This is a genomic window from Nocardia sp. IFM 10818 (assembly GCF_054655275.1).
Window position 1 is genome coordinate 6,777,302 of record NZ_BAAHJH010000001.1, and the last position, 23,761, is coordinate 6,801,062.

General features: G+C 68.0%; 18 protein-coding genes. 10 read left to right on the forward strand and 8 right to left on the reverse strand.

Going from position 1 to position 23,761, the window contains the following annotated elements; translation table 11 throughout:
• The first annotated feature begins 36 nt into the window (after nt 1–36).
• Together aroA and rsgA are read left to right on the forward strand one after the other, a co-directional pair.
• Entirely contained in the window at nt 37–1,332 is a 1,296-nt protein-coding gene (gene aroA / locus ACYQ5L_RS31420; protein ID WP_459961826.1) for a 3-phosphoshikimate 1-carboxyvinyltransferase, read from the forward strand.
• Nucleotides 1,329–2,336: a ribosome small subunit-dependent GTPase A gene (rsgA, locus tag ACYQ5L_RS31425; protein WP_459963598.1), complete on the forward strand. Its 1,008-nt coding sequence runs from the start codon at nt 1,329–1,331 to the stop codon at nt 2,334–2,336. The genes aroA and rsgA overlap by 4 nt, the downstream gene beginning before the upstream one ends.
• 369 nt (nt 2,337–2,705) lie before the next feature.
• Here rsgA and ACYQ5L_RS31430 read toward each other — a convergent pair whose 3' ends face one another.
• A complete protein-coding gene (locus ACYQ5L_RS31430; protein WP_459961827.1) occupies nt 2,706–5,315 on the reverse strand; it encodes a helix-turn-helix transcriptional regulator in 2,610 nt (869 codons plus the stop codon).
• Nucleotides 5,316–5,972: 657 nt separating this feature from the next.
• Between ACYQ5L_RS31430 and ACYQ5L_RS31435 the strand changes: the two genes are divergently transcribed.
• The gene (locus tag ACYQ5L_RS31435; protein ID WP_459961828.1) at nt 5,973–6,149 is read left to right on the forward strand and encodes a hypothetical protein; all 177 of its coding nucleotides are present in this window, start codon (nt 5,973–5,975) and stop codon (nt 6,147–6,149) included.
• Nucleotides 6,150–6,181: 32 nt separating this feature from the next.
• Here the strand turns inward: ACYQ5L_RS31435 and ACYQ5L_RS31440 are convergent, their stop codons facing one another.
• Complete coding sequence (locus tag ACYQ5L_RS31440; protein ID WP_459963599.1) at nt 6,182–7,597, reverse strand: nitrilase-related carbon-nitrogen hydrolase; 1,416 nt, start codon at nt 7,595–7,597, stop codon at nt 6,182–6,184.
• Between the two features lie 188 nt (nt 7,598–7,785).
• On the opposite strand from ACYQ5L_RS31440, the gene ACYQ5L_RS31445 reads away from it, so the two are divergent.
• Entirely contained in the window at nt 7,786–8,103 is a 318-nt protein-coding gene (locus tag ACYQ5L_RS31445; RefSeq protein ID WP_459961829.1) for a hypothetical protein, read from the forward strand.
• An 814-nt stretch (nt 8,104–8,917) separates the two neighbouring features.
• Here ACYQ5L_RS31445 and secA read toward each other — a convergent pair.
• The gene (gene secA, locus ACYQ5L_RS31450; protein WP_459961830.1) at nt 8,918–11,752 is read right to left on the reverse strand and encodes a preprotein translocase subunit SecA; all 2,835 of its coding nucleotides are present in this window, start codon (nt 11,750–11,752) and stop codon (nt 8,918–8,920) included.
• Nucleotides 11,753–12,185: 433 nt separating this feature from the next.
• On the opposite strand from secA, the gene ACYQ5L_RS31455 reads away from it, so the two are divergent.
• The 6 genes from ACYQ5L_RS31455 to bluB all read left to right on the forward strand — a co-directional run bounded on the left by ACYQ5L_RS31455 (nt 12,186) and on the right by bluB (nt 19,174).
• Nucleotides 12,186–13,601 (forward strand): WS/DGAT/MGAT family O-acyltransferase, encoded by a 1,416-nt coding sequence (locus ACYQ5L_RS31455; RefSeq protein ID WP_459961831.1) that lies wholly within the window; start codon nt 12,186–12,188, stop codon nt 13,599–13,601.
• Nucleotides 13,602–13,650: 49 nt separating this feature from the next.
• On the forward strand, nt 13,651–14,172 hold the full coding sequence (locus ACYQ5L_RS31460; RefSeq protein WP_459963600.1) for a DUF6912 family protein: 522 nt from the start codon (nt 13,651–13,653) through the stop codon (nt 14,170–14,172).
• A 198-nt stretch (nt 14,173–14,370) separates the two neighbouring features.
• On the forward strand, nt 14,371–15,531 hold the full coding sequence (locus ACYQ5L_RS31465; RefSeq protein WP_459961832.1) for a ferredoxin reductase: 1,161 nt from the start codon (nt 14,371–14,373) through the stop codon (nt 15,529–15,531).
• Nucleotides 15,532–15,663: 132 nt separating this feature from the next.
• Nucleotides 15,664–17,094 (forward strand): fatty acid desaturase family protein, encoded by a 1,431-nt coding sequence (locus tag ACYQ5L_RS31470; protein ID WP_459961833.1) that lies wholly within the window; start codon nt 15,664–15,666, stop codon nt 17,092–17,094.
• 95 nt (nt 17,095–17,189) lie between these two features.
• Nucleotides 17,190–18,443, forward strand: coding sequence for a fatty acid desaturase family protein (locus tag ACYQ5L_RS31475; protein ID WP_459961834.1), 1,254 nt, complete (start codon nt 17,190–17,192; stop codon nt 18,441–18,443).
• 68 nt (nt 18,444–18,511) lie between these two features.
• The gene (gene bluB, locus ACYQ5L_RS31480; RefSeq protein ID WP_459961835.1) at nt 18,512–19,174 is read left to right on the forward strand and encodes a 5,6-dimethylbenzimidazole synthase; all 663 of its coding nucleotides are present in this window, start codon (nt 18,512–18,514) and stop codon (nt 19,172–19,174) included.
• Between the two features lie 10 nt (nt 19,175–19,184).
• On the opposite strand, the gene ACYQ5L_RS31485 is transcribed toward bluB, so the two are convergent.
• From ACYQ5L_RS31485 to ACYQ5L_RS31505, 5 genes are all read right to left on the reverse strand, one after another.
• Complete coding sequence (locus tag ACYQ5L_RS31485) at nt 19,185–19,574, reverse strand: hypothetical protein (protein ID WP_459961836.1); 390 nt, start codon at nt 19,572–19,574, stop codon at nt 19,185–19,187.
• Between the two features lie 109 nt (nt 19,575–19,683).
• Entirely contained in the window at nt 19,684–20,259 is a 576-nt protein-coding gene (locus tag ACYQ5L_RS31490) for a hypothetical protein (protein WP_459961837.1), read from the reverse strand.
• 203 nt (nt 20,260–20,462) lie between these two features.
• On the reverse strand, nt 20,463–21,755 hold the full coding sequence (locus ACYQ5L_RS31495) for an acetyl-CoA C-acyltransferase (protein WP_459961838.1): 1,293 nt from the start codon (nt 21,753–21,755) through the stop codon (nt 20,463–20,465).
• 271 nt (nt 21,756–22,026) lie between these two features.
• Nucleotides 22,027–22,701: a ribosome hibernation-promoting factor, HPF/YfiA family gene (hpf, locus tag ACYQ5L_RS31500; protein ID WP_459963601.1), complete on the reverse strand. Its 675-nt coding sequence runs from the start codon at nt 22,699–22,701 to the stop codon at nt 22,027–22,029.
• A gap of 231 nt (nt 22,702–22,932) precedes the next feature.
• The gene (locus tag ACYQ5L_RS31505; protein ID WP_459961839.1) at nt 22,933–23,577 is read right to left on the reverse strand and encodes a ComF family protein; all 645 of its coding nucleotides are present in this window, start codon (nt 23,575–23,577) and stop codon (nt 22,933–22,935) included.
• Nucleotides 23,578–23,761 lie beyond the last annotated feature (184 nt).

Here is a 23,761-nt window from a genome sequence, read left to right on the forward strand (position 1 = left end):
CCCCGCCGGGTATCCATCGTTTGGGAAGATGGAGCGGTGACTTTCTGGCCCGCGCCCCATGTCGAACTTCCCGTGCACGCCACCGTGACCCTGCCCGGGTCCAAATCGATCACCAACCGGGCGTTGATCCTGGCCGCCCTGGCCGACCGGCCGTCGACCCTCACCGGAGCGCTGCGCAGTCGCGACACCAACCTCATGATCGAGGCGCTCCGGGCCATGGGCGCCACCATCGAAGGGGACGGCGACACCCTCACCGTCACGCCCCCGAAGGAATTCGGCAGCGCGGTCATCGATTGCGGGCTCGCCGGCACGGTCATGCGCTTCGTGCCGCCGGTGGCGGCGCTGGCCACCGGCGATGTGGCCTTCGACGGCGACGAGCAGGCGCGGGTGCGGCCGCTGGGCACCATTCTGGAGGCGCTGCGCGGGCTCGGCGTCGACATCGACGGCAACGCACTGCCTTTCGTGGTGCACGGCACCGGATCGCTGCGCGGCGGGCCGATCACCATCGACGCCTCCGGATCCTCGCAGTTCGTCTCCGGGCTGCTGCTCTCGGCGGCGCGGTTCGAACACGGCATCACCGTGAACCACAGCGGTGCGGCGCTGCCGTCCATGCCGCATATCGAGATGACCGTGCAGATGCTGCGCGAGGCCGATGTGCGGGTGGACGCGCCGACCGATCCGCGCAAGGCGCAGACCTGGACGGTGTCGCCCGGCCCGATCCGCGCGGTGGACTGGGAGGTCGAGCCGGATCTGTCCAATGCCACCCCGTTCCTGGCGGCCGCCGCCGTCACCGGCGGCGAGGTGAGCATTCCGCACTGGCCGCGGTACACCACCCAGCCCGGTGACGTGATTCGCGAAATCCTGGTACGGATGGGCGCGGAAGCGCGCATCTTCGACGGGACGCTGACCGTGCGCGGGCCGGAGCGGCTGGCCGGTATCGATATCGATCTGCACGATGTCGGTGAGCTGACGCCCACCGTCGCGGCGCTGGCGGCGCTGGCCGATTCGCCGTCCCGGCTGCGTGGCATCGCGCATCTGCGCGGGCACGAGACCGACCGGCTCGCAGCGCTCTCCACCGAGATCAACCGGCTCGGCGGCAAGGTCACCGAGACCGAGGACGGGCTCTACATCGTGCCCGCGCCGCTGCACGGCGGGCAGTGGCACTCCTACGCCGACCACCGGATGGCCACCGCCGGCGCCATCATCGGCCTGTCCGTGCCGGGCGTCGAGATCGAGGACATCGGCACCACCGCCAAAACCCTCCCGAACTTCGTCGAACTCTGGCAGGGCATGCTGGGAGCGGACTCTGCTGATCGTGGAGACGACCACTGAGGCGGCGGGAGTACGACGAGACCGATGTCCGGGTCCGCCCGGGCAAGGGCACGCGCCCACGCACCAAGACCCGCCCCCAGCATCTGGATGCCGAAGCGGCCATGGTGGTTTCGGTCGACCGCGGCCGCTGGGGCTGCGTACTCGACGGCGATCCGGACCGGCACATCGTCGCCATGCGCGCGCGGGAGCTGGGCCGCACCCCCATTGTGGTCGGCGATCAGGTGGACGTGGTCGGCGATCTGTCCGGCAAGCCCGACACCCTGGCCCGCATCGTGCGGGTGACCGATCGCCGAACGGTGCTGCGCCGCACCGCCGATGACACCGACCCGTTCGAGCGGGTGGTCGTCGCCAATGCCGAGCAGCTGTTCATCGTGGTGGCCCTGGCCGATCCCCCGCCTCGCACCGGTTTCGTCGAGCGCGCCATGGTCGCCGCGTATGTCGGTGGCCTGCAACCGATTCTGTGCCTGACCAAGCACGATCTCGCCGCCGAGTCCGAATTCGCCTCGGCCTTCGAGGATTTGGACCTGACCATTGTCTACGGCGGTATCGAGGACCCGCTGGAGCCGGTCCTCGATCTGCTGGACGACCGCCTCACCGCCTTCATCGGCCACTCCGGCGTCGGCAAGTCCACCCTGGTGAATCGCCTTGTCCCCGACGCGGATCGCGCCGTGGGCGAGGTCTCCGGGGTCGGCAAGGGCCGCCACACCTCCACCCAGTCGGTCGCCCTCCCGCTGCCCGACGGCGGCTGGGTCATCGACACCCCGGGCGTGCGCTCCTTCGGCCTGGCGCACATCACCCCCGACGATGTCATCAGCGCCTTCTCCGACCTCGCCGAAGCCATCGAGGACTGTCCCCGCGGCTGCACCCACCTGGGCCCGCCCACCGACCCGGAGTGCGCCCTGGACAACCTGCCCGGCAAGGAGCGCCGCGTGGCCGCCATCCGGCTGCTGCTCACGGCCCTCAACTCCAACGACCCCTGGTTCCGCACCCAGACCGCACCCTGACGACCGATACGACGGCGGATTCGGCGACCGATTCCGTGGCCGATGCCCCGCGCGCCGGGCGCCGCTACCGTGCGAGCCGTTGTCGATGGAGGGGTCAGGATCTTTTGCTAGCTCGTAGAACCATTGCCGCACTGGGTATATCGGCGGCACTCGGGGTGGCGGCGGCGCCGGCCGTCGCGGCCGCGGATCCGGTGGGCCGGTGGCTGTGCGAGGTGGGCTCGTCGGCGTGCGCGGTGGCGCCGCTGCGGCCGCCGCCGGCGACCGCGCCCGGAAATCCGCCGTACGATCCACCCGTAGAAATTCGATGAATATCGAATGCCATGACTGGTTATAACCATTCATGGCATTCGGCGTTTCACCGGGTGACCGTCAAATCGGCCGGATGATCCGCATGCCGTTCTCGAAATCGATGGCGGCGAGTTCGGCGCGGCCGCTCAAGCCGAGTTTGCCGAAAATGCGGGAGAGATGGTGACCGACGGTGCGGGGGCTGAGCAGCAGTTCCGCGCCGATCTCACGATTGGTCATACCCTGCGCGGCCAGCAGGGCCACGCGTAATTCCTGAGTGGTCAGCAGCGAGCCGTTCTCGGCCACGGCGGGGCGCTTGCCGGTCAGGTCCAGTTCCAGGCGGGCGCGGGTGGCCCACTGGTCGGCGCCGGCGCGCTCGAAGGCTTCCACGGCGGCGCGCAGCTGTTCGGCCGCGTGGCCGCGACGGCGGTTGCGGCGCAGCCATTTGCCGTAGTGCAGTTGGATGCGGGCGTGGCGGACCGGGCCGTGGCGGACATCACCGACGGCGAGGGCGCGGCGGAAGTAGTGATCGGTGCGATCGTCGGCGCCGAGCAGCGCGCGGCAGGCGTAGGCGTCCGCGATCGCCCAGGTGGCCCGGGAGTGCACGGCCCAATCGCGAATGAGCTCGTAGTATTCGGCCGCCTCGTCGAACCGGCCGACCCGGCAGGCGGCGTCCACCATGTCCAGCGCGGCGAGCCGGGCATAGGTGGGATGGCGGGCCTCGTGACCGGGCTGCATCAGCGCGCGCAGCCGCAGATGCGCGGTCTCCACATTGCCGGTGCCCAGGGCCAAAAAGCCGAGCTGCCAATAGGACTGGGCGATCAGCACATTCGCGCCGCTGGGCCGGGCCAGCGCGAGCGCGCGATCCACGCTCTCGGCGACGGTGTCGGCATCACCGCGCAGCGCGGCCAGCCGGGCCCGCAGATTCCAGCACTGGGCCAGCATGTTCCGCACGCCCCCGGAGTGGGCCAGCTCGAACGCCTCGGCCAGGGTTTCCTCGCCGGCCGCCCAGCGGCCGTTCGCGAATTGCAGGGTGGCCAGCTGGGGCAGCAGGCAGACCGCGCCCGGGGAGGTCTCGGCGGTGTGCCAGCGCGCGGCCTGGGTGTAGGGCTCGAGCGCCCGATCCGCCATGCCCCACATCAGCACCAGCGCGGCGGGCGGGAGCAACCGCTGGGCGGTGCGCGGATCGGGCTCGGTATGGAAGGCCGCGAAATCGGGGCGGTCGATATCGTCGTGACCGGCCGCCCAGCGGGCGCGGCGGGCCAGGGTGCGCAGGCTCACCGCGCTGGCCGGATCGACGATCTCGGCATCGCGCAACAGGATCCGGCTCGCGCGCTCGGGTTCGCCGGTCACCAGTTCCAGGCGGCCCGCCAGACCGCCGCTGGCGACGGCCAGCCGGTCGGCGGGCACACGTTCGGCGGCGCGGTCCAGCAGCCGGCAGGCCGACTCGATATCGCCGCCCTCCCAGGCCTGCCGGGCGGCCGCGGCCAAGCGGAGCCCGGCGGCCGCCGGGTCCGGGGTGATGGCGGCGGCCCGGCGCAACATGGCCGCGGCGGTCGCCGGATCGGTCTCGGCGCGCTCCGCGCCCGCCGCCAGGGCGGCCGCCAATTCCGCGTCGGGACGATCGGCCGCGATGGCGCGATGCCAGTTGGCGCGGTCGGCGTCCGCCGGGCAGGTGAGCGCCGCGGCCACGGCGAGGTGCACCCGCCGCCGCTGCGCCGGGGTCGCGGCGTCGTAGACGGCCGTGCACAGCAGGCGGTGCCGCATCTCGACCCGGCCGTCGCCGACCTCCAGCCAGCCCGCCGATTCCGCCTGTTCCCAGGCGGATTCGGGAATATCGAGGGCGGTGGCGACGGTGGCGACGACGCCGATCACCCCGCGCGCCTCGGCGGCCACCACGAGCAGCAGCGTGCGCACCGGATCCGGCAGCTCGGCGATCCGGTCCCGGAAGGCGGCGCGCAGCCGCGGTCCCAGCGGGACGGGCCCGCGGGCGATGCCCGCGAACTCCTCGGCCTCGATCGGGAGTTCGCGCAGCGCCAGCGGATTGCCGGTGGCCGCCTGCAGCGCGCGGGCGGCGCGCTGGCTCGCAATGCCCGGGTGGCCGTCCTCCAGCAACAATCGCGCATCCGCATCGGACAGACCGGTGAGCGGCCTTGCGCACAGTTGGCTCCACACCGTCGCCGCCGGATCGTCCCGCTGCGCGCACAGCAGCACCACGGGCGCGACGACGAGCCTGCGGACCGCGAAGACCAGGGCGCGGGCGGTGGCATCGTCCACCAACTGCGCATCGTCGACGATCAGCAGCACCGGGCCCTCGGCGGCCAGGGCGGACAGCAGGGCGACCAGCGCCGCCCCGACCAGGAAACCGTCGGCGGGACCGGATTCCGCGCCCAGCGCGGTGCCCAGGGCGGCGGCCTGGGGAGCGGGCAGCGCGGCCACCCGGCCGGCGACCGGCAGCAGTAGTTCGTGCAGCGCCGCGAAAGGCAGTTCCGACTCCGAACGGGAGCCGCGGCAGCGCAGTATCCGGAATTCGCCGGCACGGTCGGCGGCGGCATTGAGCAGCGCGGACTTGCCGATGCCCGGATCACCCCACAAGACGACAGCCGATCCACTTCCGGATCGCGCCGCGACGAGCATTCGATCCAGCTCGTCCTGTTCTTGTCCCCGCCCATAGAGCACTTGTTTCTCGCGCACGACGCAAGTTACCGCGTTTGTCAACCTGTAATCAATTTCAAGTCCACATCTTGGGCAATTAAATGTGCAAAGTCGCGCACATAAGTGCGCGGCGCGCCGGGTCGGCCGACGCCGCGGCCGCGACGCCGCGAGACCCCCGCCCGAGAGTGATCTACATCGCTCTGAGCAGCGGGTAAACCTACCGACAGATTCAGTGACCGATACAGCGGCCGATCCCCTTCGGCACCATGGACCGATAATGTCCGTCCAGCGGCCGACCGGCCGTCACACACGAGCTTTCCGGAGGGGGATGCCGGCGGCGCGCACCGCGGGGATTGCGCATCGAGGCAAAGAATCGCCACACAAAGTGACCCATTTCGTACCACCGCCCGGCGCTTATCGGCATCGGGCCGTATTCGCATGCGCGAAATAGTTCCGCATTCCGCTCAGTTACATTCTATTTCGATTCGCATTGCATCCCGAATAGCGCGTGATACGCATTCGAGAGCCAGCGCAATTCGGCGCGGATTTGTTTGATTCGAGTAGCGGCATTGCGCACGATGGCGCCGCCGCGACGGAGAGACACCCTGCCGCATCGAACCCACCCCTTGCACAGTAAATTAGCCAGAAGATTGCCAGCTTGGTTCTGTCCGGAATCGAGGAGCAGCGAGGGATCGCATGAGCAATGGTGACGACGACGTCGAGGGCACCCCGCTATCGGAGGACAAACCGGAAGGAACGTCCCCGGAGTCCCCCGAGGACGAAGCACCCGACGAGGACGGCGACCTGCCGCCCGGGGCGGCCGACCCGGATGACTGGCAGGACGAGTGGGATCGGGCGCGGTGGGCGCCCTGAGCACCGCCCTCGGCATTCGGCGTGCCCGGCGTTCAGTGCCGCCCGCGCAGCCGCAGCGGCGCCGCGGCGATCGCGGCGAGCAGGAACAAGGCCACCGACAGCCAGGCGAACCAGTCGCCGAAACGGGCGTACACGGTGCGGGATTCGGTCAGGGGAATATCGGCCAGGGCGGTCGCGGTCGCGGAGATGTCGGCGCGCACCGAAGTCAGGACGCGCCCGCGCGAATCGCTGGCGACGAGCTCGCCCAACTGCGCCGACCGGGCCACACCCACACCGGATTCCACACCGCGCACGACGGCCATGCGGCTGTGCAGCCAGTGATCATCGGTGAAATCGAGGGCGGGGACCAGCAGTAGCGTCGCGCCGCGGCGGTGGTTCTCGCGGACCAGGTTCGGGCGGTCCAAGTCGAAACAGACTGCCAGAGCCCAGGGTTCACCCGGGACGAGCTGGAATTCCGTACCGGGGGCGAGCTCGTCCTCCAGGCCGGGGACCAGGTAATGCTTGGCGTAGGTCGCCCCGGACGGGAAGTCGATCGCGGCGTTGACGCTGGTCCCGCCCCGGGTGAGGACCAGGCCCGCCACCACGTGGATATCGCGCCGCGCGGCCACCTCCGAGAGCGGCCCGGACAGCAGCGGCAGACTGGATTCATCGGCGCGCCAGGCCTTTTCGGGAAGCACCACGGCGCGCGCACCCTGATCGGCCAGCCGTTCGACCTCGGCGACCGCGCGGGCCACCATATCCCGCCCGTCGGCCGTATCCACCGGAACATAGTCCGGCGGTTGGGAAATCGCCGCCAGCCCGACGCGGACGTGCTCTCGGTCGTAGGGCGCGGTGAGCCGCCACACGCCGAACGCGGTCACGGCCACCAGCACCACCCCCAGCCCGCCGCCCACCCGAATCCGTTGCGCCCGTGTGGTGGCCGGAGCGGTCACGGCCGCGATGGCCGCGGGCACGAGCAGGATCAGGAAGGTCAGCCCCCAGACGCCGGTCACCGCGGCCGTCTGGATCAAGGGCAACACCTCGGCCTGCGTATAGGCGATGCTCCACCAGGCGCCGGTCGAACCCACCAGCGACAGCACGTATTCCAGCGTCACCCAGCCCGCGGGCACCACCAGCGCCGCCAGCACGGGCCGGTCCCACAGCAGCAGCACCCGCAGCAACGCCGCCAGCGCGCCGAAGACGAGCGCGGAGCCGCCGAGCAGCGCCGCGGTGAAGGCCGCCGGTTGTGCGAGCGTCACGGTGAAGTACGACCACATCTGCGCCTGACCGCCCAGCCAGGCGAGCAGCCCCGCCAGGAAGGCCGTCGCCCCGTTGACGCGCAGCGCGAGCAAGAGCACCGGGAGCGGTGCGAGAAAGGCCAACCCCGGCAGCGGATGCAACCCGGTGCCGAAATGCCAGAGCGCCGCCGACAATAGGACCGCCGCCGAGATCACCACCGCACGCCTCATCACGAGCCCACCTCTCCCTCAGCGAACCCTGACCGCCGCCGAGCCGTCCTCGATCATGGGTCCGCACAGGCGATCCGAGGACGCTACCCCGGGGTGATCTCCCACTACGACCATACGGTGAGCCGACCGTTAGGCCCCCTACATCCGTACCGGTAGCGCCCGCTTTCGGAAGTCGCTAGCCTGCCGACGTGGAAGACCATGAGCGCAAGGAGTTCTCACCGCTCCTCGACGCGGCCCTCGGCCCCGGCGCACCGGTAACGCCCGAGGTCCGCATCGGCCGCAACGACCCCGCGAACGCCCTCCCCGACTGCGTCCGCTGCGGCAGACCCGCCGCCATGTACCTGCGCGCCGTCTGGCTCTCCACCCGCGCCGTCCTGAACGGCGACACCGACGTAGACAGCCACATCCACGTCGACGCCTGCGGCACCTGCACCGGCAGCGTAGCCGGAATGATCCTGATCAACTGGGACCCCCGCTACTGGGGCGAATCCGTCAACCTCGACTAGCCACCCTCGCCTCCCCGACCCGCCCACTCGAGCTTGTCCGCCGAAGACGAACCCCCAACCGCCCTGACCGGGTTGCCAATCCGAGTTTGTCCGCCGCAGGCAAACCGTCAAATGGACGACACGTATGCCGGTGGTGCATCCACTGGCAAGGGGCAGGGGCGTCTCGATTGCACCAATGGGCTGGTGCGATCTCGAGCTGTTCTGGTCACCAGCCGGTGCAGTGATCAGCCCCTCTGCCTGTGCGTTGGTCCGCCGCAGGCGAACTGTCACTAAACGGCGGGGACGACAGCTGGTGCACTCGCCGTGTGGGTTCGGGACCGTCTCGATTTTGGACTGAGCGGAGCGGATGCGCCCAGCGGTAGTCCGAGCGCAGTTGAAGAGTTCCCACCAGCCCAATCGGTTGCCCAGCCCCGTGCGGCAATGGGCTGGTGCGATCTCGAGCTGTTCTGGTCACCAGCCAGTGCGGTGATCAGCTCGTCTGCCCGTATGTTGGTCCGCCGCAGGCGAACTGTCAATCAACTGTAGGGATGACAGTTGGTGCATCAACTGTGTGGGTTCGGGGCCGTCTCGATTTTGGACTGAGTGGAGCGTGCGTCGGAGCGGGGGAGCGAAGCGGAGGAGCTCCGGCGTGCGCGGAGGGAGGGAAAAATCGAGACCTCCAGGCCCCGAACCCCGCCGGAGCGAAGCGGAGGCAAATCAAACACAGCCACGAGCGTCCCTGATCAGAAGACCTCCCACCCTCAGTCACACCATCACACAAAAGCACTGACCCCCTGGAGCACCCAGGGGGCCAACACTCTTCAACGCCTTCAGATCACCGCCGACGCTTGGACTTCGGCGCCTTGTCCAGCTTCCCCTGAGACCGCGCAGCCTCACGCCGCTCGCGCCGCGTACCACCCCCGCCCCCCTGCTGCCCGTACTCCTCGGCGTCACTGTGCACAGCCGCCCGACCACCCTCGTCCGGCCCCGAGTAGCTCAGCCCCCGCGGCCCCGACTCGTCGATCCCCTTGGCACGCAACGCCGCCGGAGCGCCATTGCCCGCAGTAGGCGCGGCTTCCTGGGTAGGCAGCGGCCGGTTGCCGACCGGCGACTGCAGCCCCGCCCCCACATTCACACCCGCCGGCTGCGGCTGCTGCACCTCGACCTGGAGGTTGAACAGGAACCCGACCGACTCCTCCTTCAACCCGTCGAGCATGGCGGAGAACATGTCGAACCCCTCGCGCTGGTATTCCACCAGCGGGTCGCGCTGCGCCATGGCGCGCAGGCCGATGCCCTCCTTGAGGTAGTCCATCTCGTACAGGTGCTCACGCCACTTGCGGTCCAGCACCGACAGCAGGATCTGCCGTTCCAGATTGCGCATGCTGCCCTCGCCCGCGAGCCCGTCGATCTCGGCTTCCCGGCGTTCGTAGGCGGCGTGCGCGTCGTCGAGAACGGCTTCCAGCAGTTCCTCGCGCGACAGTTCGCCGAATTCGCCGTCGGCGTTCTGGCCGCTGAGTTCCCGGTAGTCCAGCCCGATGGGGTACAGCGTCTTCAGCGCCCCCCACAGCTTCTCCAGATCCCAGTCCTCGACGTACCCCTCGGCGGTCGCACCCTGCACGTAGGCGGTGATCACGTCGGTGATCATCTCCTGAACCTGCCCCTCCATATCCTCGCCGTTGAGGATGCGGGCGCGCTCGGCGTAGATGACCGTGCGCTGCTGGTTCATCACCTCGTCGTACTTCAGGACGTTCTTGCGGATCTCGAAGTTCTGCTGCTCGACCTGGGTCTGCGCGGACTTGATGGCGCGCGAGACCATCTTGGCCTCGATCGGCACGTCGTCGGGCAGGTTGAGCCGGGTCATGATGGATTCCAGCGCCGCGCCGTTGAAGCGCCGCATGAGCTCGTCGCCCAGCGACAGGTAGAACCGGGACTCACCCGGATCGCCCTGCCGGCCGGAGCGGCCGCGCAGCTGGTTGTCGATGCGCCGCGACTCGTGGCGTTCGGTGCCGAGCACATAGAGGCCGCCGGCCTCGCGCACCTCGTCGGCGTCCGCCTCGGTCTGCTCCTTCACCCGCTCCAGCGCGCCGTGCCAGGCGGCCTCGTACTCCTCGCGGGTCTCCACCGGGTCCAGGCCCTGCTTGCGCAGCAGCAGGTCGGCAATGATGTCCGGGTTGCCGCCGAGCACGATGTCGGTGCCGCGACCGGCCATATTGGTGGCCACGGTGACCGCGCCGGGCCGGCCGGCCTCGGCGACGATCTGGGCTTCCTGCTCGTGGAATTTGGCATTGAGCACCGAATGCGGGATGCCGCGCTTGGTGAGCAGCTTGGACAGGTATTCCGAGCGCTCCACCGAGGTGGTGCCGACCAGCACCGGCTGGCCCTTCTCGTGCCGCTCGGCAATGTCGTCGGCGACCGCGGAGTACTTGGCCTCTTCGGTCTTGTAGATGAGGTCGGACTGATCCTGGCGGATCATCGGCTTATTGGTCGGGATCGGCACCACGCCCAAGCCGTAGGTCTGGTGCAGCTCGGCCGCCTCGGTCTCGGCGGTACCGGTCATACCGGACAGCTTGTCGTAGAGGCGGAAGTAGTTCTGCAGCGTGATGGTGGCCAGGGTCTGGTTCTCCGGCTGGATCTCCACGCCCTCTTTGGCCTCGATGGCCTGGTGCATGCCCTCGTTGTAGCGGCGGCCCACCAGAATGCGGCCGGTGAACTCGTCGACAATGATCACTTCGCCGTCGCGGACGATGTAATCCTTGTCGCGGGTGTAGAGCTCCTTGGCCTTGATGGCATTGTTCAGGTAGCTGACCAGCGGCGAGTTGGCGGCCTCGTAGAGGTTGTCGATGCCGAGCTGATCCTCGACGAATTCGACGCCGGCCTCGTGCACGCCGATGGTGCGCTTCTTGATGTCGACCTCGTAGTGCAGGTCCTTCTTCAGCAGCGGCGCGATGCGCGCGAACTCGGCGTACCACTTCGAGGAGGCGTCCGCCGGGCCCGAGATGATGAGCGGGGTGCGGGCCTCGTCGATGAGGATGGAGTCGACCTCGTCGACCACGGCGAAGTTGTGCCCGCGCTGGACCAGATCGTCCAGCGAGTGGGTCATATTGTCGCGCAGGTAGTCGAAGCCGAACTCATTGTTGGTGCCGTAGGTGATGTCGGCGTTGTAGGCCGCGCGGCGCTCGGCCGGGGTCATGCCCGACAGGATGACGCCCACCTCGAGACCGAGGAAGCGGTGCACGCGGCCCATCCACTCGGCGTCGCGCTTGGCCAGGTAGTCGTTGACGGTCACGACGTGCACGCCGTCGCCGCTGAGGGCGTTCAGGTAGGCGGGCAGCACACAGGTGAGGGTCTTGCCCTCACCGGTCTTCATCTCCGCCACATTGCCGATGTGCAGGGCGGCGCCGCCCATGATCTGCACCTTGTAGTGCTTCTGGTTGAGCACTCGCCAGGACGCTTCCCGCGCGGTCGCGAAGGCCTCCAGCACCAGCTCGTCGAGGGATTCGCCCTCGGCGTAGCGCTGTTTGAACTCATCGGTCTTGGCCTGGAGTTCGGCGTCGGTCAGCGCCGACCACTCGTCCTCCAGGGCGATGACTTCATCCGCCAGGTTCGCAAGCCGCTTGACCGTGCGACCTTCACCAATCCGTAGCAACCTCGAAAGCGTCAGCGCAGGCACGGGTCTTGTCGTTCCTCTGGTCGGTGGTCGTCTGGGCGCCCGCCTCCGGCGGGAAAGGCGCACGCGGGCGCGCACGCATTGCCATGGTAATGCGCATGGCTGTGTAGCAGCTGTGTAGGCGTGGGTGAATTGCGTTCAGCCCCGGACAGCCTTCGTGAGCTGCGGCGATTCGCTCATGAATCGCATTGTTGGAGAAGGTGTTTCAGACCCGTCTGGCGTACCATGGACAAGGTCCGGCGTGCGGAGGCTTGCGCCCGCACACCCGGGCCGGGATCGCCGACGATGGCGCGCGGCGGGCAGTGGCGCCCGGACGGTTCCCCCTGGTGATCGGATTGCGATAGCTTGCTCACAATCGGCGCGCGACGCCGGACGCCGACGCCTCGGCAGGGGAAAAGCATGCGGGCGCAGGCAGGACAAGGGAGTACGGGGCAGCGTGATCACCAGACTGACGCCGCAGGACGCGTCGTTCTACCGGCTCGAGTCGAGCAGCAACCCGATGCACATCGGATCCCTGGCCATCCTGCGCAATCCCGTGCCGACCGGGAATTCCGGCAAGGCGCCACTGGACTACGACGGCCTCGTCGACCTCGTCGAATCGCGGCTGCCGCTGGTGCCGCTGTACCGGCGCAAGGTGCGCGAGATCCCGTTCGCCCTGGGCCGGCCGGTCTGGGTGGACGACGCGCATTTCGACATCACCTATCACATCCGGCGCTCGGCGCTGCCGGAACCGGGCACCGATGATCAGCTGCTGGATCTGGTCGCCCGGCTGGCCTCGCGCCCGCTCGACCACACACGGCCGCTGTGGGAGATGTACCTGGTGGAGGGCCTGTCCGAGGGGCGCACGGCCGTCTTCACCAAGACGCATTCGGCGCTGGTGGACGGCGACAGCGCGCTGGAGATCGGGCATGTGATCCTCGACACCTCGGCCGCGCCGCGCGAGGTCGCCCATGCCGCCTGGGGCGCACGGCGCGAACCCGCCGATCTGGAACTGCTGGTCGGCGCGGTGCTGCACCTGGCCACCCAGCCGCGCGAGGCCCTGGAGGTGGCGCGCCATCACAGCGCCGAGGCGTTCGCACTGTTCGACGCCACCGGCAAGGCCGTGAAGAAGATGGTGTCGATGCTGCGCACCGCCGCCATCGGCGCGCCCGACAGCCCCCTGAACACCCGGACCTCCCGCAATCGCCGGGTCGAGGTGGTGCGCACCGATCTCGAGGACTACCGCAAGATCCGCAAGCGGTTCGACTGTTCCATCAATGACGTCATCCTGGCCGTGGTCACCGGCGCGCTGCGCAATTGGCTGCTCTCCCGCGGCCAGGTGCTGACCGAGGCCGACACGCTGCGCGCCGTGGTCCCCATGTCGGTCTACGCCGACGGGGCGGAGCTGAAACCGGCCGGCGAGGTGACCTCGCTGCTGGTGGATCTGCCCGTCGGCGAACCGAATCCGGTGATCCGGCTGGCGCACATCAAGCACGCCACCGAGGTACACGTCCAGCATCAGCGCGGCGTGCGCGCGCGGACCCTGGTGCACATGGCCGGATTCGCTCCGGCGAGCCTGCACGCCATGAGCGTGCGGTCGGCGAGTACTTTTGCTGAGCACACGTTCAATCTGGTGATCACCAATGCGCCGGGTCCGCAACAGCCGATGTACATCGGCGGCGCGCGGATGCTGGAGATGTACCCGGTATCGCCGTTGCTGCGCTTTCAGGCTCTGAGTATCGGGCTCACGTCCTATGACGGACGGGTGTTCTACGGGCTCACCGCCGATCGCGATGCCATGGCCGATATCGCGGTGCTGACCGCTTCGGTGCACGAGTCGATGGAGGAGATGCTCGGTGCCTGCGTCCAGTGAGTCCGGCGTCACGAAGAAGCTGCGTGTCTACGTCCCGGCGACGGTGCCGATGCTGCGGGAGCTGGTCGCGGACCGGCAGATCCGGGCGATGAACGACACCGCGTTCGCCGTCACCCCCGCGCTGCGCGAGGCCTATGCCTCCGGTGATGACGAGGAACTCGCCGAGGTGGCCATGGCGGAGGCCGCGCGGGCGTCGCTGCGGCTGCTGGCCGATGAGCAGGCCGCAGCTGAGAATGCCGCCGAGTCCGGTTCCGAGGACGACGGCGAGGCGCCGGTGCGGCGGCCGATCTTCCGGCGGGCGGTCATCGCGGCCGATGTGGACGGTGCGACGCTGCGGCCGGATCTCGATGATGCGGTGGTGCGGTTGTCGGCTCCGATCGCCTATGACCGGATCGCGTCGGTGCACGTCGACCTGGCCGAGGCCGAGCCGGAAGTGGCCAAGGCCGTGGATGTGATCGATGCCGCCGATCTCGGTGACTCGGATGCCGAATTCGTGCTGGGGGATGCCGAGGATCACCAGCTCGCCTGGTATGCGGCGCAGGAACTGCCGTTCCTGCTCGACCTGCTGTAAGCAGTAAGGGAGATGGGGGCCAAGCCCCCAAACCCCCGGAGAGAGGGAGAGGGGGCTAAGCCCCCAAACCCCCTTAAGGAGGGGAGAGGGCTGTGCCCCAACCCCCTAACCCCGGACCCTTACTACGGCGCCGTAACCTACGATGCCGTAACCTTGCGGGGACGACCTCGCCGCAATCGACAGGAAAGCTCCGCAATCATGGGTTTGAAAGCTGGTGGATTCTCCGTGCGTGGGCTCAAGGAATGGCTGGAGGCTCCGGTCACCGAGAGCGCCATCGCGGGCCGCACGAAGCTCAACGCGCTGCGCGGGGCCGCGGCTCGGATCACCACTCCCCTGCTGCCGGATGACTATCTACACCTGGTGAATCCGCTGTGGTCGGCGCGTGAGCTGCGCGGGCGGATCGTGGATGTGCGCAAGGAGACGGCGGATTCGGTCACGCTGGTGATCAAGCCGGGGTGGGGGTTCGACTTCAAGTTCTCCCCGGGGCAGTACATCGGCATCGGCGTGCTCGTGGACGGCCGCTGGCACTGGCGGTCGTATTCGCTGACCTGCCCGCCGGATTGGACCGATCCCGAGCATCGCAGCAAGCGGCTCATCTCGATCGCCGTGAAGGCCATGCCGGAGGGTTTCCTGTCCAGCCATCTGGTCAACGGCGTGCCGGTGGGCAGCGTGGTGCGCCTGGCCGCGCCGCAGGGCGGGTTCGTGCTGCCGGAGCCGCCGCCGGCGCAGGTGCTGTTCCTGACGGCCGGTTCGGGCATCACGCCCGTCATGGCCATGCTGCGCACCATGGATCGGCGCGGCGTGGTGCCGGATGTGCGGCACATTCACTCCGCGCGCACCCCGGACGACGTCATGTTCGGCGACGAGTTGCGCGAATTGCACGACAAGCACCCGAGTTTCACCGCGGACCTGCATCTCACCGGTGAGCACGGCAAGTTCGCGCTCGCCGATCTGGATGAGCGCGTGCCGGATTGGCGCGAACGCGAGACCTGGGCGTGCGGTCCGGCCGCCATGCTGGACGAGATCGAAAAGCACTGGGCGGCTGCCGGAGTCGCGGACAAGCTGCACGTTGAGCGGTTCGAGATCGAGCGCAATGCCTCCGCCGAGGGCGGTACCGTCACCTTCGGCCGCACCGGCCGCAGCGTGGAAGTGGACGGCGCCACCACGCTGTTGCAGGCGGGTGAGAGCGCGGGCGTGCAGATGCCGTTCGGCTGCCGCATGGGCATCTGCCAGACCTGCGTGCTCACCGTCACCGACGGTCACGTCCGCGATCTGCGCAATGGCAATGAGCATCGCGCCGGTGACAAAGTGCAGACCTGCATCTCCGCGGCCGCCGGCGATTGCACCCTCGACGTGTGACGCGCGGACCGTGTGCGGCCGTCGCGCCGCCGAACGGCTACCCTCGATAGCAATCGAGCCTGAAGCGGTCGCCATTCGGAACCGCGCATCCGCCGTTCGGCGCGAGGCAGATCAACCACGGAAGGATCGCCGGTGGCCATCACCGACATCAAGGCTTTCGCTCATTTGACGGCGGCCGATATCGAGACCCTCGGTCAGGAGCTCGACACCATTCGCCGTGATGTGGAGTCGTCACTCGGCGAACGCGATGCCAAGTACATCCGCCGCACCATCGCCGCCCAGCGCATTCTCGAGGCGGCCGGGCGCGCCACCCTGTTCGGTTCCAGGAATCGCTGGGCCTGGCTGGCCGGCACCGCCCTGCTCTCGGTCGCCAAGATCATCGAGAACATGGAGCTCGGGCACAACATCAGCCACGGGCAGTGGGATTGGATGAACGACCCAGAGATCCACTCCACCACCTGGGAGTGGGATATGACGGGCACCTCGGCGCAGTGGAAGGCCGCGCACAACTACTCGCACCACACCTACACCAATATCCTCGACATGGACGAGGATCTGGGCTTCGGCATCCTGCGCATGACGCGCGACGAGGAATGGAAGCCGATCAACCTGGCCCAGCCGTTGGCGAATCTGATTCTGGCAGCGACCTTCGAGTGGGGCATCGCGCTGCACGATCTGTCGGCGATGAAGGATCAGATGGGGGTGCCGCGCAACCAGATCTTCTCCGAGCCCAACAAGGACTTCTGGAAGAAGGCCGGCCGTCAGGTCGCCAAGGATTTCGTGATCTTCCCGGCGCTCACCGGACCGGCGTGGAAGTCCACGCTGAAGGCCAATGCCACCGCGAACCTGATCCGCAATATGTGGGCCTACGCGGTCATCTTCTGCGGGCACTTCCCCGACGGCGCGGAGAAGTTCACCGTCGAGCAGTTCGAGAACGAGACGCACGGCGAGTGGTACCTGCGGCAGATGCTGGGCAGCGCCAATTTCAAGGCGGGTCCGGTCATGGGATTCATGAGCGGCAATCTCAGCTACCAGATCGAGCACCACCTGTTCCCGGATATTCCGAGCAATCGGTACCCCGAGGTGTCGGTGAAGGTGCGCGAGCTGTGCGACAAGTACGACCTGCCCTACACCACCGGCTCGCTGGGCAAGCAGTACCTGCTGGCGTTCCGCACGATTCACAAGCTGGCACTGCCGGACAAGTTCCTCAAGCGCACCTCCGACGATGCTCCGGAGACCTCCTCGGAGCGCAAGTTCGCCGGTATCACGCTGCCGACCATGCCCTCGCTGGCCAATGGCAGCGAGTGGATCGCCGAGCACAGCGAGTGGCTGTCCGAGCATCACTGGCCCGGCGTGGACCCGGTGACGGGCAAGCGGCGCGGGCTGCGCTCGGCGCTGCAGGAGGCCAAGGTGGCGCTCAAGGAGAAAGCCCAGCACGAGCAGGAAGTGCTGCGCGAGGCCAGGGTGGCGCTGCAGGAAAAGGCAAGGCAGGAAAAGGCTTTGCTGAAATCGAAGGCCAAGCGGGAGCGGTCGCTGCTGCGCGTGCTGGGTCGCAAGCTCTAACAGATTCGCATATCGAACGCAATGCGGTGTTCGACACGTTAGGGATTCATTCGTAGGTAACCTACGGAACCGTAACCTACGGTAGTGTAACCAGCATGGCGATCTCGGATGTCAAGGAATACGCGCACCTCACCCCGGAGGATGTCGAGGCCATCGGTGCAGAGCTCGACGCCATCCGCCGCGAAATCGAATCCTCCCGGGGCGAAGCCGACGCCCGCTACATCCGACGCGTGATCCGCCTACAGCGCGCGCTCGAAATCAGCGGGCGCGGCGTGCTCTTCTTCAGCCTGTTCCCGCCCGCGTGGCTCGCGGGCGTCGCCCTGCTCGGCACGGCCAAGATCATCGAGAACATGGAGATCGGCCACAATGTCATGCACGGCCAGTGGGACTGGATGAACGATCCGGAGATCCACTCCACCTCCTGGGAATGGGACAACGCCGGCCCGGCCGAGCACTGGAAGATCACCCACAACTTCCTGCACCACAAGTACACCAATGTGCTGGGCATGGACGACGACATCGGCTACGGCCTGCTGCGCGTCACCCGCGATCAGCGGTGGACGCCGTTCTACCTGGGCCAGCCGGTGTACAACCTGCTGCTGCAGATGTTCTTCGAATACGGCGTCGCCATCCAGCACCTGGAGCTGGGCAAGGTCGCCAAGAAGAAGTGGGCCAAGGACAGCCCGGAGTGGCAGCAGTTCGACGCCGACCGCAAGCTGGTGCTGAAGAAGATCGGCAAGCAGGTCGGCAAGGACTACCTGCTCTTCCCGCTGCTCACCGGTCCCGCCTTCTTCGGCACGCTGACCGCCAACTTCGCCGCCAATGTGGTGCGCAATGTGTGGACCAATGCCGTCATCTTCTGCGGCCACTTCCCCGACGGCGCGGAGAAGTTCACCCGCAGCGATGTGGACAGCGAGACCCAGGGCGAGTGGTACCTGCGTCAGATGCTGGGCAGCGCCAATATCTCCGGCGGCAAGCTCATGCACTTCATGACCGGCAATCTGAGCCACCAGATCGAGCACCACCTGTTCCCGGATCTGCCGTCCAACCGCCTCGCCGAGATCGCGGTGCGGGTGCGGGCCATGTGCGACAAGTACGACCTGCCGTACACCACCGGCTCGCTGCCGGTGCAGTACGCCAAGGCGTGGCGCACCATCATGAAGCTGTCGCTGCCCAACAAGTACCTGCGCCGCAGCACCCACGACGCCCCGGAAACCAAGTCGGAGAAGGTCTTCGGCGGCGCGACCGTCATCGATCCGGCGACCGGCAAGCGCCGCGGCCTGCGCACCGCGCTGGCCGCGGGCCGCAAGAAGCTCACCCGCCGCCGCGAACCGGCGCTGGTCGGCTGACACCGCTCCGAAACGCCCCCGCCGATCCTTCGGCGGGGGCGTTTTCGCGACCTGGTTGACTGGTCCCCGTGTGTTCCGAAGACCCGATCGCCCCAGCTGAATGTCCGAGCGTCTACGACGCCATCCGCCTGCGTCGCGACGTGCGGGCCGAGTTCACCGGGGAGATCGTGCCCGACGACACCCTGCTGCGGATTCTCGACGCGGCCCATCGCGCGCCCAGCGTGGGGAATTCCATGCCCTGGGATTTCGTCGTGGTCCGCGACCGGGCCGTGCTGGAGAAGTTCGCCGGGCATGTCGCGGACAAGCGCCGCGAATTCCACGACTCCCTGCCGGCCGATCGCGCTGCCACCTTCGACCCCATCAAGATCGAGGGCATTACCGAGTCCGGCACCGGCATCGTGGTGACCCATGACCAGACCCGCGGCGGCGCGCACGTGCTGGGCCGCGCCTCGGTGCCCGAAACCGGCATCTACTCAACGATTCTCGCCATCCAGAACCTGTGGCTGGCCGCCACCGCCGAGGGCATCGGCGTGGGCTGGGTGAGCTTCTACGACACCCCGTTCCTGGCCGAGCTGATCGGCGCGCCCGCGGAGGTGAAACCGGTGGCCTGGCTGTGCGTCGGCCCCGTCCACGAATTCCAGTCCGTGCCGGATCTGGAGCGCTTCGGCTGGCGGACGCGGCGGCCCCTGGAAGCCGCGATCCACTGGGAGAGCTACATCGCGCGCGACTGAACTCGCGAACTCACCACTGCCGGCCGACGATTCGCACGTCCTCCAGCATGACCACCGGATCGTTGAAACCGGCCCGCCCGGTAATGCTGATCGTGCCGGTGAAGATATCGCCCTGGGTGATCGGCTCGGCCGTCGGTCGCACGACCTCCGCCCGCGCACCGTCGATGGTGTAGAACTCGGACGGCTCATCGGTGACGTACACCAGGGTCCAGGCGGCGGCATCGGAGTAGACCAGCCCGTGCACCCGGAATCGCTCGCCGACATGCTCGCGATAATCCTGTAGCACCAGCTTCATATCCGGATCGGTCGGCACTGTCGTATCAGCCATGGCCACGGCGCTACCGGCGGCGCCGAGCGCGATCGCCGCACCCACGGTGGCGATTGCCTTCTTGCCGAACATATCTCGCACCCGTTCTGATCGATTCTCCGTTACCGAAGACTTCCCGAATCACGATCACCGAAACCCCGATCCGCCCGGGCGAATCGGAGTTCCGGCGGGTGCGCGGTGATCAGTGCTGCGGTGCGGTGGCGTACCCGACGCCCGCGCCGATGGCCGCGCCCGCGGCCGCACCGGCGGCGGCGCCACCGGCGGCGCCGATGGCGACCGGAATCGCTTCGCCCGCAGCGAATCCGAGAGCGGCGCCGACCGGAGCGCCGAGAGCGGCGCCACCGATGCTGACCGGAATGGAGACGATGGGAGCCCCGGCCTCGACCGGCGGCAGCGGGACCAGCACCGTGGACATTCCCACGGCCGCACCCAGCGCGCCACCGGCGGCCGCGCCGATCGGAGCGCCCACGGCAGCGCCGACCACGCCGGCGGGCAGGCCGACGACGCCACCGGCGACACCGCCCGCGACCCCACCGGTCACCGCGCCGATACCGGCGCCGATCGCGGCGTCCTGGCCCATGGTGTTCAGGGTCTCGACCGGGATACCGGTGGTGGGATCGCGCTGCACCTCGGCGGCGGGAGCGGCGGGCTGCGAGTCGACCGTCGCGGCGGAGGCGGAGCCCGCACCCGCGAGCGTCACGGCAATGGCGACGGGAACGGCAATAACAGCGGAGTAGGCAATCTTTCGAACGGACATGACGAAACGCCAGCTTTCATTTCGAGTTCTGAATCCCAATCCCGCTTTCAGACTAGGCTTGACCTGCCCAAACGCTCAAAATGAGCGCACTCAGTAAAGCGCGTGATCCACACGACAATTTCAGCCTTCCGCCGGCACGAATTCGCAGGTAGCAAACCTGTCGCACGACAGGAAGGCAATATCCGTCACATGTGATCGGAGAGTCAGACCCGCTCGAGTATGGCCGAGGCCCCGATGCCGCCGGCCGCGCAGATACCGAGCAGCGCCGTCGATTTGCCGGTCCGCGCCAGTTCGTTGGCCATGGTGGTGACCATGCGCGCGCCCGTGGCGCCGAAGGGGTGGCCGAGGGAGACGGAGCCGCCGTGCACATTCAGGACTGCCGGGTCGATCTCGCCGACCGCGGTATCGCGGTCGAGGCGGGTCTTGGCCCATTCCTCGCTGGCCAGGGCCGAGACCACGGACAGGGTCTGCGCGGCGAAGGCCTCGTGGATATCGACGAAATCGATGTCGGCCAAAGACATTCCGGCCTTGTCCAGAGCGCGGGGCATGGAGATGGCCGGGCCGATCAGCACCTGATCGCGGGGATCCACGCTGACATAGCTCCAGGACCGGAAGGCGGCGAGGGGTTCGAAGCCCAGTTCACGCGCCTTCTCCTCGCTCATGAGCAGCACCGCCGACGCGCCGTCGGTGAGCGGGCTGGCATTGCCCGCGGTGACGGTGCCGTTCTTCTCGAAAACCGGTGCGAGGGTGGCGAGTTTCTCGACGCTGGTGCCCGGCCGGACCAACGCGTCCCGGCTCACCGTCTTCCCATCAGGGGTGGTTACGGACAGCACCTCGCTGTCGAAGCGACCGGAATCGATGGCGGCGGCTGCCCGATGATGCGACCGCGCGGCGAACTCATCCTGCGCCGCCCGCGAAATCCCATGGATGCGAGCCATTTTCTCGGCCGACTCCCCCATGACCTCCCCCGTGGTGCGCTCCTCGATCTTGGGCCGTCGCGGCACCAGGTCATAGAAGGGCGCCAACTGCGCCGCCGCCGCGAGATAGTCCTTCGCCTTGGGCTTTCCCAAGGCCAGCGGAGCCGCCGCGTGCACCACCTTCTGCGGCAACTTCACCTCGGCATTACTGGTCGAGTCGCTACCACCGGCGATCATGATGTCGTACTCGCCGCGCTCGATGGCCGCCGCGGCCGAAGTCACGGCCTGCAACCCGGACGCACACGCCCGCGTCACCGTGTAGCCCTCACAGCCCGGATCGAGTTCCAGATCCAGCGCGATCTCGCGGGCGATGTTCGGTGCGGCGCTGGGCAGGATCACTCCGCCCCACACGATCGCCTGTACCTCGCCCTTCGGCAAACCGGTGCGCTCCAGCAGCCCGCGCACAGCGGTATCCGCCAGATCGATGGAATCCATCCGCGTGTAGTCGGTGAAGGCCCGGACGAACGGGGTCCGGACACCGGACACGATGACAGCACGGCGAGCGCCCCTGGTGGCCATGCGCATTCCTTTCTAGAACAAGTGGTATCACCAACTTACCGCGAAGTAAGAAAGAATGCGATACACCTTGTATCAGGAAGACGACCCAGTGATTTCGTGAGGGCCGGGTAACTCATCGGGTACGTCCAAATGCAGGCACCCATCCGACCGCCGGCACGCATGCGCGGCGCCGACGGCACTCAGGCCGGGCGCTGAAGTCTCGGGAAGGCGGGACAGCAAGCGACCGGGGCCCCTGCGGCCCCGGTCGGAAATGGTTGGAGTTGTCCGTTCCCTACGCCAGGCGGATGAGGCCGTAATCGAAGGCGTGGCGGCGGTAGACGACCGACGGTCGGTCGGTCTCCTTGTCCTGGAACAGGAAGAAATCGTGGCCGACGAGCTCCATTTGGTAGAGGGCGTCATCGACCGTCATGGGGATGGCCGGGTGGGTCTTGGTGCGCACCACATGGCCGGGACCGGCGTTCTCGTCGGCTTCCGCGGCGTGGTCGTGGGCATCGGACGTACCGTTCGACGAGGCGAAGAGGGCGTCGTCGATGAGACCGGCGGTGGCTTCCGAGACCGAGATCGGCGTCTTGTCCCCGTGATGCACGCGGCGGCGATCCTTCAGGCGGCGCAACCGGCTCTCCAGCTTCTCGACCGCCGACTCGAGGGCGGCGTAGAAGCTGTCCGCGCACGCTTCGGCCCGCACGACGGGCCCCTTGCCGCGGGCGGTGATTTCGATCCGCTGGCAGTTCTTGCGTTGACGACGGTTGCGTTCGTGGGTGAGTTCCACATCGAAGAGGTAGATGGTCGGATCGAAGCGTTCCAAGCGGGACAGCTTGTCCGCGACGTGAATTCGGAAGTGATCGGGCACTCCACCCTCACCGAGGGTTCGGCCCTTGACCACGACATCCGCGTTGGTGGCCCGAGCAGGAGTCTGCTCGTCTGACAAGTAAGCGTCGTCCAGCAGCACCGCGGTGTCTGTGTTCTTCGCTGAAGGTCGTGAAGTAGTCGTCACGCGTACCTCCCGGATCTGGCCGCACAATCCGCTCGTGCGGCGGGATTGAAACGTGTGCCGATCGAAATTCGCTCGGCACATGATGTCCGAGGCGCCACCTCCAAACGTTCGAGTTCGGGTGTCTGATCGCCACGCTAATGCGCCAGCGACCTGTCCGCCAGTGTTCACGCAAATTTCGAAGAATCAAGCGTGGCAGGTAACCAGCACGGCACGAACGGCCACCCCGGCCGCCGCCAGCGTGCGCACCGACTCGCGCATGGTGGTGCCCGTCGTGAGCACGTCATCAACCAGCACTACCTCGGCATTTGCCGCAAACCACCCGGTCGGCGGACAGTCGGGCGCCACGACGATCCGCCCGCACAGATTGTGCTGGCGGTCACCGGAGCCGAGGCCCACCGAATCCCGCACACCGGGCCGCATGCGCAACGTGCTGAACAGTCGGCAATCGGGTAGCCAACTCGCCGCGACGCCCGCCGCGCGCAACACCGGATCGCCGCCGCGCCGCCGCGCCGCGGTCCGGCGGCTGGGCGCGGGCACCAATAGCAGCGGCCGGGCGGTGTCCCGCAAATGATCCAGCCCCCTGGCCAGGGCCAGCCCCAGCGGGGCCGCCAGATCCCTGCGCCGGTGTTCCTTGGCGGCCAGCACGGCCCGCCGCGGCGCGCCCCGATAGCCCGCCAGGGCCCAGCACGGCACCCCGGGATCGGCCCGCGGGCGAATCCGGATCGGTGGACCGGAGAGCGCGCCGGCGCAGTCCGCGCACCACCCGGTTCCGCTCGCCCCGCAGCCGCCACAGTTGCGCGGCAGGATCAGATCCAGCAGCTCCCCCATGCCCTCCAGTGTGCGCGGCCGACCGGCCCGCGAGCTCACATTTCCCACGAATGGCCCGAATTGCGTGCCTCTTCCGCCTCTCCGGGACTTCGGCGCCCGGCCAAGAGCCGTTGACCGTCCCATTCGCGTGCTTACGGTGGGTGCGGACCAAATTTTGGCCGTACCCGGCGAGTTACCCGGATCT